The organism is Novacetimonas maltaceti (assembly GCF_002906255.1).
Classification (GTDB): Bacteria; Pseudomonadota; Alphaproteobacteria; order Acetobacterales; family Acetobacteraceae; genus Novacetimonas; species Novacetimonas maltaceti.
In genome coordinates this window covers 119,798-133,270 of sequence record NZ_POTC01000003.1, presented here as the reverse complement: position 1 = coordinate 133,270, position 13,473 = coordinate 119,798, and the positions used below count along the sequence as shown (strand labels likewise).

The window sequence follows — 13,473 nt, the reverse complement described above, 5'->3', positions numbered from 1 at the left end:
TGCTTCGGAGCCGCTACCAGCGTGGCATCCAGGATCTGGCCTGACATCGGCAAATACCCGGCGTTACGCAGGGTCGCATCAAAGCGGTTGAACAGCCCATCGATCGCACCCGCCTGGGTCAGACGCTCGCGAAACAGCCAGACCGTTTTGGCATCCGGCACCCGATCTGAAAGTCCCAGCCCAAGGAAACGCATAAAGGAGAGGCGATCGTTGATCAGATATTCCGTCCGCTCATCAGACAAATTGTTGAGCGTCTGGATCACCAGGATCTTGAACATCAGCACAGGATCAAATGGCGGTCGTCCGCCCTTGCTTCCATCGGAATACGCCAGGGCCTTGTCCAGATCAGGACGGAACGCTTCAAAATCCACAGTCCGGGAAAACGCTTCGAGCTGATCGCCAAGCCCGCTCAACCGGGAAAGCCGCTCTTCAACATCAAAAAAACCAGGCTGCTTCATATCGCCATTCCCTCAATCAACGCAGAAGAAATAGAATCATACAGAAGACCTCAAAACCAGGGGGTTTTTAGAACCCTCCCCCTTGTAGGTAAAGGCGAAGCTGACGCCATGGTTGAGCAGCATGGAGCGCAATCCCCCCAACTGCGGCACCAGATGCCCGGTGCCGGCAGTCGGGACATAATAGGGGTCTTCAAGGTCGGTATCGCGCAGCGCATCGACGGAGCCCGGAAGCAGGCCGGAAAGCCCTTCATGATGGCTCAGCGCGTCGAGTTCGATCTTGTGGAACGAGGTCTTGTCGCCGGGACTGCTGATGGGCGCCACGCTGAGCGGGGCAAGGCCTGCCGTCGGGATCAGGGGCACGCCGCTGGGCGGGATGGGGGTGTTGGGCGGACGCTGTATGCTGCGCGGGGTCGGGCCGTATTCCTCGGCATTTTCGCGTCGTGCCGGAACGGCAGCCGCAACCGGGGGCGCGGGGGATGATGGCGCAGGCGTGTGTGCCGTGGTTGTGGCCGCCACGGTCTGGGCATGCGCGTCATGCGGCAGCACAGACCCTGCCGCCGTCATCATGATGGAACACGCAAATGCAGGCAGCGCACGCAGGGACACGGACGCCGTGCGGAAAACGTCCGGCATATTTTTCATGACCATGACAGTTCTTTTTATTATTGTCAGGTTTTTCGCCTGTTATGGAATTTCCATATCGCCATCCCGTGGGGACGGCCATGTCATGGTGCGGGTGTCGCGCCCTTCAGGGCTGGCCCGGACATGACCGTGTGCATGTCCGTCCGTGGATGGGAAATGTCCGGGAAACGCAGGGATGTGTCAGGCATAGTATTGTTTTTTCTTTTTTATGGTTTTGTCCGATCGTATCAAAAAAAACACCTCAGTCAAATAATTTAAATTACAGGAAAGTTTTTTGCGATGCACAAAAAATATCGTCATGACTTGGTTTGTGCTGTGCGGAAATTATGGATGCGAAGTAAATATCAAAGGGGAGCGGTTTTATTTGCCAGGGCAGGCACCTGCCATGTCGAGCATCGCAATGCAGCATGCCGCAACTGTTTCGTGCCCTGTGGGTTAGCCGTGACATGACATTGCTTGCAGGGCAGGAAATCACGATGGCCAACCCGGTAAATCCACGTCTGCGTGAAGGCTCCCCTTATCCCCGTGGCGCGACATGGGATGGAAAAGGTGTCAATTTCTCCCTGTTTTCCGCCCATGCCACCCGTGTCGAGGTCTGCCTGTTCGACGCGCAGGGGAATAAGGAAGTCGAACGGATCGCCCTGCCGGAATATACCGACCAGATTTTCCATGGCTGGATTGCCGATGTGCGACCGGGACAGTTTTACGGATACCGCGTGTATGGACCGTACGATCCCATGGCAGGTCATCGTTTCAACCCGAACAAGCTGCTCCTTGACCCGTATGCCCGCGCGCATATGGGAGACCTGAAATGGGATGCGGCGCTGTTTGGCTATACCATCGGGCACCATGATGCGGATCTCAGCTTCGATACCCGTGACAGCGCACCCTTTGTACCGAAATGTGTTGTCATAGACCCGAATTTCGACTGGCGCGGGCAGTCGGGCCGCAATCCGCTGCCATGGGACCAGACGGTCATCTATGAAACCCATGTCAAGGGATATACGAAAAGGCACCCCCATGTCCCCGAAGGCCTGCGTGGCACCTATGCCGGGATGGCCGTGCGCGAGGTGCTGGATTACATAAAATCGCTTGGTGTGACATCCATCGAACTCTTGCCGGTACACAGCTTCATCAGTGATGAATACCTGCTGGAAAAAGGGTTGCGGAATTACTGGGGCTACAACACCATCGGCTTTTTCGCGCCCGATCCCGGTTATGCCTCCGACCGTGCACAGTCCTTGCGGGAATTCAAGGAGATGGTGTCGCAGATCCATGATGTCGGGCTCGAGGTCATACTTGATGTCGTCTATAACCACACCGCCGAAGGTAATGAGCGCGGGCCGACGCTGTCATTCCGGGGCATCGACAATGCCTCCTATTACCGTCTCGTGGCTGACCAGCCGCGCTATTACGTCAATGACACGGGCACCGGGAACACCGTCAACCTGTCGCACCGGCGCGTCATCCAGATGGTGACCGACAGCCTGCGGTACTGGGCCGATGAAATGCACGTGGATGGTTTCCGTTTTGACCTGGGCACCATACTGGCGCGTGAACCCAACGGTTTTGATAACCAGTCGGGATTTCTCAAGGCCTGTTCCCAGGATCCGACGCTGGAGACGGTCAAGATGATCGCAGAGCCATGGGACTGTGGTCCCGGCGGGTACCAGGTGGGGGCCTTTCCGCCGGGCTGGGCCGAATGGAATGACAGGTTCCGTGATGATGTCAGGGAATACTGGAAAGGTGTCCAACTGGCGAGCAGGCTGTCCCCGCGCCTGCTGGGCAGTCCGGACCTGTTTGACCATCAGGGGCGCAAGCCTTGGTCATGTGTGAATTTCATTACGGCGCATGACGGCTTTACGCTCAATGACTGCGTTTCCTACAATGACAAGCACAACGACGCCAACGGCGAGGGAAACCGTGATGGTGCGTCGGACAACGCTTCCAGCAATTATGGCGTTGAAGGCCCGACACAGGATACGCAGGTCATCGCCATCCGCGAACGCCAGATCCGCAACATGCTGGCGACACTGCTGTTTTCGCAGGGAACGCCCATGCTGCTGGCGGGAGACGAGTTCGGGCGTACCCAGCAGGGAAACAACAACGCCTATTGTCAGGATAACGAGATTTCATGGGTGGACTGGTCGCTGCTGGAGCGGAACGGGGCGCTTGTGCAGTTCGTCTCCCGCCTGACTGCGCTGCGCAGGCAGTTTCCCATCCTGCGGCGCGGGCGGTTCCTGACGGAAGCCTACAACAGTGAACTCGATATCAAGGAACTGACATGGGTCAACGCGTCTGGCAACGAAATGGCGGTTGCGGACTGGGACGTGACCCGCTGCTTTGGCCTGGTACTTGACGGGCGCGCGCGCAGGACCGGGATCATGAAACGCGGCGAGGACGCGACCCTGCTGCTGGTGTTCAATTCATGGCATGAGGACGTGCAGTTCGTGCTGCCCTCCGTGGCGGAGCAGCACTGGCGCCTGCTGCTTGATACCAGCAGGGAATGTCAGGAAAAAAGGGAGGGACAGCTCTTTCCGGCCTGTAAACCCTATGCCATGGTGGGGCGGTCGGTGCTGCTGTTTGACCTTGTGGCTGGATAGGACGCTGTTTTCAGGAAGAAGCGCAACCGGGATGCGTGCCGGTCGGTCCTGGGCTCAGGACCTATTAATTTATTGAACTGAGTGGGGCATTGTGATTCACAGGTTTACTGATGGAGTTGAAGCTGTGAATGAGGTGTTTTTGCTATCTGATAGCCAGATGGAGCGGATTGAGCCGTTTTTCCCTCTGGCGCACGGAGTGCCACGGGTGGATGACCGGCGTGTTCTGAGCGGGATCGTTTATGTGATCCGCAACGGTCTTCAGTGGAAAGACGCTCCGAAAGCGTATGGTCCGCACAAGACTTTGTATAATCGCTTCATCCGGTGGAGCCGCCTGGGCGTCTTTGACAGGATCTTTGTAGCCCTGACAGAACAGGCAGGCCGTTCAAAGCGCCTGATGATTGATGCAACACATCTCAAGGTGCACCGGACATCGGCCTTCCTGCTCAAAAAGGGGCTTTTCCCCGCCATATCGGACGGACAAAAGGCGGACTGAACTCAAAACTCCATGCCGTGTGCGATGGTGTGGGCCGGCCTGTCCGCTTTCATCTGACTGCGGGACAGGTCAGTGACTTCAGAGGCGCAGATGTGCTTCTGGCAGACCTCCCCGACGAGACAGAAGAAGTCATCGGGGACAGAGGCTATGACAGCAACCGGATCAGGTTATCGCTTGCAGAACGCAATATCACTGCCTGTATTCCTCCGAAAAAGAACCGGAAATCAAAGCCGCCTTACAACTGGCATCTGTATAAAAAGCGTCATCTGATCGAAAACATGTTAGCAAAGCTGAAAGACTGGCGGCGTGTTGCGACCAGATACGACCGCTGTGCTCATACATTCATGTCTGCAATCCACATCGCAGCAAGCTTCATCTTCTATCTCAAATAATGAGTCCTGAGCCTAGGCTTCATGGCGGAAGAACAGGGCGCCGAGGGGCGGCAGCGATATGCTGACGGAACAGGGATGTCCGTGCGCGGCATGGGGGTGGGTCTGTATGGTGCCGTAATTGCCGACATTCGACCCTCCGTAAAGGCTACTGTCGGTATTGAGGATTTCGCGCCATGTCCCGGCATGTGGCACGCCAATGCGATAGTCATGCCGTGGCACTGGCGTCATGTTGCATACGACCATGATCGTGGGGGTGCCGGCGTCCCGGCGTATCCATGCAAAGACCGAGTTTTCGCAGTCATCACCAACCAGCCACGCGAAACCTTCGGCCCTGCCGTCCGAAAGGTAAAGCGCGGCATGGGTGCGATACAGGTGGTTCAGGTCGCGTACCAACTGCCGGGTTCCGTTTCCCCAGGGCGTGTCCAACTGGTGCCATGCCAGTTGCGCTTCGTGGTTCCATTCCTCCGGCTGCGCCAGTTCTCCCCCCATGAACAGGAGTTTCTTGCCCGGATGCCCCCACATGAAGGCAAGGTAGGCGCGCAGGTTGGCATGCTTCTGCCAGTCGTCTCCGGGCATGCGCCGGATCAGCGATCCCTTGCCATGGACGACCTCGTCATGGGACAGGGGCAGGATGAAATGTTCCGAAAACCCGTAAAGCAGCCCGAACGTCATTTCGTTATGGTGGTAACGCCGGTGGATCGGGTCATGGCCCATGTAATCCAGCGTATCGTGCATCCAGCCCATGTTCCATTTGAAGGTGAAGCCAAGGCCGCCTTCGCTGACGGCGCGCGTGACGCCGGGCCATGCGGTCGATTCCTCCGCGATCATGATGGCACCGAGGCAGCGTACTGCAACGGTCGCGTTCAGGTGGCGCAGAAAGGCAATGGATTCAAGGTTTTCGCGCCCCCCATGCACATTTGCGACCCACGCCCCCGGCGCGCGGCTGTAATCGCGATACAGCATGGAGGCGACGGCATCCACGCGCAGGGCGTCGATATGGTACTGGTGCAGCCAGAACAGGGCGCTGGCGATCAGGAAGCCGCTGACCTCCCGCCGCCCGATATTGTAGATCAGGGTGTTCCAGTCGGGATGGTATCCTTCGCGCGGGTCCTGATGTTCATAAAGCGCGCTGCCGTCGAAACGGGCCAGTCCGTGCGGGTCGGTCGGGAAATGCGCGGGCACCCAGTCCACGATGATCCCGATCCCTGCCAGATGGCAGGCATTGACGAACCGCGCAAAGCTGTCGGGCGGCCCGAACCGGGCGGAGGGCGCGAACAGGCCAAGTGGCTGGTATCCCCACGACCCGCCAAACGGATATTCCGCAATGGGCATCAGTTCGACATGGCTGAATCCCATCTCCACCACATATGGCAGCAATGTCAGGCGCAGCGCGTCCCAGTCCACATGGCCTGCCTGCGCATGGCGCCATGACCCGGCATGGATTTCGTAAATGCTGATGGGGGCGTTGATGTCCTGGCGTGCCCCGCGTGCGTGCATCCATGCCTCGTCCGACCAGTCGAAATCGATCGAGGGCGTGACGATGGAGGCCGTCGCGGGCGCGACTTCGGCGGCAAAGGCCAGCGGGTCGGCCTTGAGCGGCAGCATGTGCCCCTGCGCGTCGAGGATCTCGAACTTGTAGGCTTCCCCGGCTCCGATGCGCGGGATGAACAGTTCCCATATCCCGTGTTCATGGCGCAGGCGCATGGGATGGCGACGCCCGTCCCACATGTTGAAATTCCCCACGACCGAGATACGGCGCGCATTGGGTGCCCATACGGCAAAGCGCACGCCACGGATGCCATCAATCTCCATGACGTGCGCGCCCAGCACGCGGTACAGGTCCTGATGTTCCCCGCGCGAGATCAGGTGCAGGTCGAAATCGCCCAGCAGCAGGCCGAAGGCATAGGGGTCCTCGGTCTCCTGCACGCCGCCTTCCCACTCCACCCGCAGGCGGTAGGGGGTGCCGGTCGGGATATGACCGACAAAGACCCCGCCGGGATGGACCAGATCCATCGGCCACTGCACGGGGGCCTTGCGGCGGCCACGCCCTGGCGGTGCTGTACCGATCAGTGTCACCGCGCGCGCGCCGGGCATGAACACCCGCACGATATCCGCCCCATCGCCGGGATGGCGGCCAAGGAATGCAAAAGGGTCCTCCAGCCGCCCGCACAGGAGGGCTTCAAGCCGGGTGTCGGCATCATGCCCGGCGCGAAGGGTGGGAAGGTGTTCCGTCACGACCGTTCTCCTGGTGCTGCGGGTTGGGCGGGGGGCTGTTGGGGGGACTGCGCGGGCGTCGGGGCAAGGAAGCGGTGGAGTCCCGCGATGGGCGTGCCGATCCATGTCGGGCGGTTGGCGGCCTCGTAACGGATTTCGTAGGCCGCCTTTTCCATCACGAACAGATCCAGCAGTGCCGATCGCGCCTGTTCCGTGCCGATCGCTTCGGCACTGTCGCCAATCCCTTCGCGCCATCCTTCCATAAAGGTCCGGCAGGCTTCATCATGGAAGGCGCTGACATACTCCATCGCCCGCTCGGCCGACTGTTCGGCGGCGGGATGGCTGGTCGTGTCGCTGTCGGCAAGGCGCGCGGTGTCGGCGACATAGGCGATGGAGCGCAGCAGTCCCGCCACATCGCGCAGCGGGCTTGCCTTTTTCCGGCGCTCGGCAAGGGGGGTGAGGGGCTGTCCCTCGAAATCGATGATGACGGCGTCATTTTCCACCACCAGTACCTGGCCAAGGTGGAAATCCCCATGGATGCGGGTCCGCAATGTCGCGGTCCCTGCCGCCGCCAGCGTGGTGACCTGCGCCAGCAGCGCGTCGCGTCCGGCCAGCAGGTCTGCCGCGCGCGCCTGGTCCCCGGCATGTGGCCAGTCGCGGATGGTCCCCAGGGTGTCGAGCGCGCGGCCCACTTCCTCATGGATGGCGCCGGCCAGTGCGGCGATGTCGTCCGCGCCCGCACGTTCGGGGGCGAAGGCGGGATTGTCGCTGTCCTGCGCCAGGATCGCGTGCATGCCGCCCAGCCTCTGGCCAAGGGTGCGGAAGAATGCGACATGCTCGGCACGCATGCCGACCTGTTCCTCGCCACTGAGTGCAAGGTCGGTGGCCGTCCCGCGCAGGTAGCCCAGGGTCCAACTCCACGCATCGCCCTGGTTGCGGATGAATCCTTCCATGATGGCAAGCGTATGGGGCGCGTCCTGCGGGTCCATCCGCAGCATTTCACCCAGGAAGGGGGCGATGCCGCGTGCGCCCCTGCGTGTCAGGAATTCCGTCATCTCCACTTCGGGATGCAGGCCCGCATGGGGCTGGCGGATCAGCTTGAGGACCACCTGGTCCGCCACGATCAGGGAACTGTTGCTCTGTTCGGAGGACAGCCAGTGGATCGGGGCGTCGGGCGGCAGGTCAAGCGCGCGAAAGGCATCGGAGGGCCGGAAGACGACCTCGCCTTCGCGCGCGGGCAGGCGGGTTTCCTCCGCCATGGCCTTCATGATGGCCATGACGAAGGAGGGCAGGGTGAATGCGTCGGTCAGGTAGCCGGTCATCCTGCCACGGCGCACGCGCGACAGGGCCAACTGCTGCGGCAGGGCGGGCAGGCTGTCCGTGTCCCACGCAATGCCCAGCGGCAGGAAATAGCTGGCTTCCCGCTCCCCCATGGTTGCCGAGACCTCGCACAGCACGAACTGTGTCCCCAGCGGCATGGCTTCGGTGATGTGGATATGGTCGATCCCCTGTCCCCGTGCCGAGGCCCAGCGCCGCATCGCCAGATAGAGCGGCAGCACCTCCCCTTCCATCACCGTGCGCAGCGGCGCGTCCGTCAGTTCGCGCAGGGAACGGCGCAGGACCAGCGTGCGGAATTCCGGCAGCGGTTCGGGGGCGGGAACATGCCATGTCGGGTTTTCCGTCACGCTGCACAGGCGGAACCACATGAAGCCATAGGGTGGCAGCGTCAGCAGGTAGGGCAGTTGCCCCACGGGCGGGAAGACGCTTTCCGCCATCATTTCCACCGGGACCCGACCGGCAAACAGCGACAGGTCAAGTTCCACCGCCTGTGCGGAACGTGCAAGGTTGGCGACGCACAGGATGGTGTCGGTGTCGTATTCGCGCAGGTAAGCCAGTATCTTGCGATTGCCCGGTGAGAGAAAGGTCAGCGTCCCCCGGCCGAATGCGTGCGAGCGCGCCCGCACGGCCAGCATGCGCCGCATCCAGTTCAGCAGCGAAAACGGGTCGCGCCGCTGCGTTTCCGCATTGACGGCGGCATAGCCATAGAGCGGGTCCATGATGACCGGCAGGACAAGGCGTTCGGGGTCCGCGCGCGAAAACCCGCCATTGCGGTCGGGCGACCACTGCATGGGCGTGCGCACGCCATCACGGTCGCCCAACTGGATATTGTCGCCCATGCCGAGTTCATCGCCGTAATAGACGACCGGTGTTCCGGGCATCGACAGAAGCAGGCTGTTGAGGAGTTCGATCCGCCGCCGGTCACGTTCCAGCAGGGGGGAGAGGCGACGGCGGATGCCAAGGTTGAGGCGCGCGCGACGATCCGCGGCATAGGCGTTCCACATGAAGTCGCGTTCGCTGTCGGTCACCATCTCCAGCGTCAGTTCGTCATGGTTGCGCAGGAAAATCGCCCACTGGCATGTCGGGGGGATGTCGGGCGTCTGGCGCATGATGTCGGTGATGGGAAAGCGGTCCTCGCGCGCCATGGCCAGGTACATCCGGGGCATCAGCGGGAAATGGAACGCCATGTGACATTCGTCGCCATTGCCGAAATATTCCCGCGTGTCTTCCGGCCACTGGTTCGCTTCGGCCAGCAGCATGCGGTTGGGAAAGCGCGCATCCAGTGCCGCGCGGATACGGCGCAGGACGGCATGTGTTTCGGGCAGGTTCTCGTTGCTGGTGCCATCACGTTCCACCAGATAGGGAATGGCGTCGAGGCGCAGCCCATCGACCCCGAGTTTCAGCCAGAATGCCATGATTCCCAGGATCGCGCGCAGGACATGCGGATTGTCGAAATTCAGGTCGGGCTGGTGGGAATAGAAACGGTGCCAGTAAAAAGCCCCGGCCACCGGGTCGCGCGTCCAGTTCGAAATCTCGGTATCGCAGAAGATGACGCGCGTGCCTGCATATTCCGTGCCGGTGTCGGACCAGACATAGAAATTGCGTGCAACCGAACCGGGTTTTGCCTTGCGCGCGCGCTGGAACCACGGATGCTGGTCCGATGTATGGTTGATCACCAGTTCCGTCACCACGCGGATGTTGCGCGCATGCGCCGCGTTGATGAAATGGCGTACGTCCGCCATCGTGCCGTAATCGGGATGCACCGCGCGATAGGCCGAAATATCGTACCCGTCATCCTTGCGTGGCGAAGGGTAGAAGGGCAGCAGCCAGATCGTGTTGACGCCAAGGTCGGCGATGTAGTCCAGCCGTGAGGTCAGGCCCCGGAAATCCCCGATCCCGTCATTGTCGGAATCAAAGAACGATTTGACATGGACCTGGTAGATGACCGCATCCTTGTACCATAACGGATCGGCCGCCTGTATCGGGGCATGGTCGTTCATGCCGCATGTCCTTCCACCGGCCGGACATGCCAGATCGCGAACGGCAGGTCGTGCGGGTCAAGGCGGATGTGCTGTACCTTGCCGGTCCATGTCTCGTGCCGGTCACGCATCAGGTCATGCACATGCACCGAGGCATCGTCGGGCAATCCCCATTCCCACAGGGGCACTTCGAAATCGGCTTCCTGCACGCGGGCGGGGTCAAGGTTGATGGCGACGAGCACGACATCGGACATGTCGGTCATGCCCTTTGCGAAATAGATGATGGCGTCATTGAACATGTTGTAAAAACGCAATCCCCGGTGTGTCTGCAGGCAGGGATGGCGACGGCGTATCGTGTTGAGCGCCGTGATTTCTGATATGATGCCGGGGTTATGCCGGGGATTGCGCTGGCGGATCTGGTATTTTTCGGAATCCATATATTCCTCGCGCCCCGGAAGGGGCGTTGCCTCGCACCGTTCAAACCCCTCGTACATGCCCCACAGGCCTGACAGAGTGGTGGCCAGCGCCACGCGGACCAGATGCGCGGCACGGCTGCCATCATGCACGAAAAATGGGTTGATATCCGGCGTGTTTACGAAAAAATGCGGGCGGAAAAAGTCAATGACAGGCGCGCTGGTGATTTCCGTCATGTAGGACATCAGTTCTTCCTTGCCGTTGCGCCACGTGAAATAGGTATAGGATTGCGTGAACCCTGCCTTCGCCAGCCGGTACATCATGCCGGGATGGGTAAAAGCTTCGGCCAGGAATATGGTTTCCGGATAAAGCGCGCGTATGTCGGCAATCATCCATTCCCAGAATGGCAGGGGCTTGGTATGGGGGTTGTCCACGCGAAAGATCTTCACGCCCTCGCCGATCCACAGCAGCACGATATCGCGCAGCGTCAGCCACAGGGAGGGGATGGCGCCTTCGGCATAGAAATCGACATTTACGATATCTTCATATACCTTCGGCGGGTTTTCCGCATGCCGGATCGATCCATCGGCGCGATGGTCGAACCATTGCGGGTGCTGCGTGATCCATGGATGGTCCGGTGCGCACTGGATCGCGAAATCCATCGCCAGTTCCAGACCATGCGCGCGCGCGCACCGGAGCAGGTCGCGAAAATCGCTGAAGGTGCCAAGATCGGGATGAATGCTGTCATGTCCGCCCTGGTCCGATCCGATGGCGTACGGGCTGCCGACATCGTCCGCGTCCGCATGCAGGCTGTTGTTGCGCCCCTTGCGATTGAGGCGCCCGATCGGATGGATGGGCGGGAAATACAGGACATCAAAGCCCATGTCGCGGATGTCGGGCAGGCGCGCGATGACATCACGCAGGGTTCCATGCCGGTGTGGCACCGGGCTTTGTGAGCGGGGAAACAGTTCATACCAACTGCCGTACCGCGCGGCGGGGCGGTCCACGAAAAGCGTAACAGGTGACGCAAGCTGCGTCAGGAATGGCCGCCTTGCGACATGCTCCATCAGGGCGCGCGTCCGTGGCGAAAGGAGGAGAGGGAGCGCCTCCTCCTGCGGCAGACCCGACAGCGTCTCCACAAGGCGCAGGCATTCTTCACGCTCCGCATCCTGCGCGTCCGTCGCGGCGGCATGGAGCATAAGGCGTGCATCCTCCACGTCCTGCGCGCCAACCCTGCCTGCCGCCTGTTTTTTCTCAAGCGCATGGACGAGCGAGCCATAGCTGTCCACCCATGCCATGATCGTGTATTCCCACGGGCCGATCCGGTCCGGATACATGAACCCGCGCCAGTGGCCGTGACCGGCCATCTCCATGCGGTCATGCTTCCAGCAGGCGCTATCCATGGCGCGCCAGCACAGGCGGGCCGCCAGAAGGTCGTGCCCGTCCATGAAAATATCGGCCTCCACCATGACCGGGGTGTCAATTTCCGCCTTGGCGGGGAAACGCGGGGGGGTGATCGCGGGGGTGACATTTTCGATGACGATGCGCCTGCCGCGCGCGGCAGTGCGGGCATCTGGTGACGGATGGGTCATGACCGGCGCGTGCTGCGACCGCTCCAGCACCCGGACCTCGCCTGCGCGCAGGTGAAGTTGCCCCCTGCGGATCCGGTGTGCCATCGACATGCCCCCATCAACCGGCGCGGATATCGCCGTATCCGGCGGCAGGGTTGCGAGGGGAAGGAAGGCCTCCTGCCGCAATGATATGTTCGCCAGGACCAGGCGCGTATGGTGGGGGGCGTGAAATGCGATGACCGTGACCGGCGCGTCGGCAGGTGTCAGGCGTACGGGACGCACGCCCCTGCATCGCGTGGCAATCATCCGCCCTGCCGTGATGATGGCGTCGCGGACCCTGATGTCCGCACCGTCCTCGCTGCCCGTGGCAAGCAGCAGTCCGTCGCCGGTTGCCCCGCACAGGCGCAGGTTCATGACCATCTGTTCCGCATCGTGCGTGTCGGCATGGCCGGATACAGGCCCATCAGGAAAGGGATAGGGGCAGGCAAGCCGCCCGACGCCGGGGGGCAGGGGGGCCCATTCCGCCTCGAACCATGTGTCGCGCCGGTCCCACCATGCAAGGGAGGAACTGACCATGTTCACGCCGCTCAGCGCGACCTGATGCACCATGTCGGGGGCCAGTCCCGCCGTCCATGCGATCCAGCGGCATGCGGGCGCGATCGCGTGCGACGCCCGGATGATGTCATGCAGCATCCCCGGTGGAAGGTCCTGCGGAGCGTCACAGCGAAAGCCCGCCACGCCAGCTTCCAGCAGGGTATGGAGCACCATGGTCCAGTATCCGAGGATTTCCTGATAATGCCTTGGAAAATCCCATCCGGCGGCACGCGGGTCATCACCCGCACGGCACCATGCCGGGTGCTGGCGCGCAAGCGTGCCGTCCCGTGCCACCCGGTCCAGCGGCAGGTCGAGCAGGATGCCGATCCCGTGTTCGCGTGCTGTGGCGCACAGGTGGCGCAGGCCCGTCGCGAACGGGACATCCCATGACAGGTCCGCGCTTCCTTCAAAATGGGAGGAGACGAGGAACGGGTCATCACCCGTGGCAAATGGCGGCGAAAGCAGCAGGTCTGTAAAACCGCTGGCGGCCGCGCGCGCCAGCATCCGCGCCCATGCGTCCTGCTGCCCCACCCCTGCCGCGGGCAGGTAACGGATGACCGGCGACCACGATGGCAGGGCGTCGTCATGGGTGTGGACATGCGGTTGCGAAGTGCCTGACACCATGCCGGTTCTTTCTTCGGGCTTGCCACTCGGCGGGTCGCGATCCCGGGTGGGGCAGGGCGATCCGATGATAGGTCCAGAACGGCGAAGTCAGGAAAAAGAACGGGCAGGACAGGGGAAAACAGGATAACAAATCCGTGTTGGCATCCCCGTG

At 61.4% G+C, this 13,473-nt stretch carries 7 protein-coding genes; 2 read left to right on the top strand and 5 right to left on the bottom strand.

The genetic code is table 11. The features are described 5' to 3' along the window. On the bottom strand, positions 1-458 hold a 458-nt coding region (locus KMAL_RS02460; RefSeq protein WP_146044136.1), incomplete at its 3' end, for a transposase. A 36-nt stretch (positions 459-494) separates the two neighbouring features. Next, on the bottom strand, positions 495-1,091 hold the full coding sequence (locus KMAL_RS02455) for a hypothetical protein (protein WP_338043478.1): 597 nt from the start codon (positions 1,089-1,091) through the stop codon (positions 495-497). Positions 1,092-1,576: 485 nt separating this feature from the next. On the opposite strand from KMAL_RS02455, the gene glgX reads away from it, so the two are divergent. After that, positions 1,577-3,703 (top strand): glycogen debranching protein GlgX, encoded by a 2,127-nt coding sequence (gene glgX, locus KMAL_RS02450; protein ID WP_110094191.1) that lies wholly within the window; start codon positions 1,577-1,579, stop codon positions 3,701-3,703. 124 nt (positions 3,704-3,827) lie between these two features. Continuing rightward, positions 3,828-4,588 (top strand): IS5 family transposase gene (locus KMAL_RS02445; RefSeq protein ID WP_110094190.1). Its coding sequence is split into 2 segments (ribosomal slippage): positions 3,828-4,161 and positions 4,161-4,588, totalling 762 coding nucleotides; the frame shifts between segments, so codons are not numbered across the junction. 12 nt (positions 4,589-4,600) lie between these two features. Here the strand turns inward: KMAL_RS02445 and glgB are convergent. From glgB to KMAL_RS17505, 3 genes are read right to left on the bottom strand one after another with little or no spacing between them, the layout of a single operon-like run. Beyond that, positions 4,601-6,823: a 1,4-alpha-glucan branching protein GlgB gene (gene glgB, locus KMAL_RS02440; RefSeq protein ID WP_239019905.1), complete on the bottom strand. Its 2,223-nt coding sequence runs from the start codon at positions 6,821-6,823 to the stop codon at positions 4,601-4,603. Next, positions 6,820-10,140: a maltose alpha-D-glucosyltransferase gene (treS, locus tag KMAL_RS02435; RefSeq protein ID WP_110094168.1), complete on the bottom strand. Its 3,321-nt coding sequence runs from the start codon at positions 10,138-10,140 to the stop codon at positions 6,820-6,822. The genes glgB and treS overlap by 4 nt, the downstream gene beginning before the upstream one ends. Further along, positions 10,137-13,322, bottom strand: a complete 3,186-nt coding sequence (locus KMAL_RS17505) for a maltotransferase domain-containing protein (RefSeq protein ID WP_110094167.1) — start codon at positions 13,320-13,322, stop codon at positions 10,137-10,139. The genes treS and KMAL_RS17505 overlap by 4 nt, the downstream gene beginning before the upstream one ends. Between the last annotated feature and the right edge of the window lie 151 nt (positions 13,323-13,473).

Excerpts from the sequence above, each read along its gene's own strand:
- KMAL_RS02455 (WP_338043478.1), bottom strand. The coding sequence starts at position 1,091 with ATGCCGGACGTTTTCCGCACGGCGTCCGTGTCCCTGCGTGCGCTGCCT.
- glgX (WP_110094191.1), top strand. The coding sequence starts at position 1,577 with ATGGCCAACCCGGTAAATCCACGTCTGCGTGAAGGCTCCCCTTATCCC.
- treS (WP_110094168.1), bottom strand. The coding sequence starts at position 10,140 with ATGAACGACCATGCCCCGATACAGGCGGCCGATCCGTTATGGTACAAG.
- KMAL_RS17505 (WP_110094167.1), bottom strand. The coding sequence starts at position 13,322 with ATGGTGTCAGGCACTTCGCAACCGCATGTCCACACCCATGACGACGCC.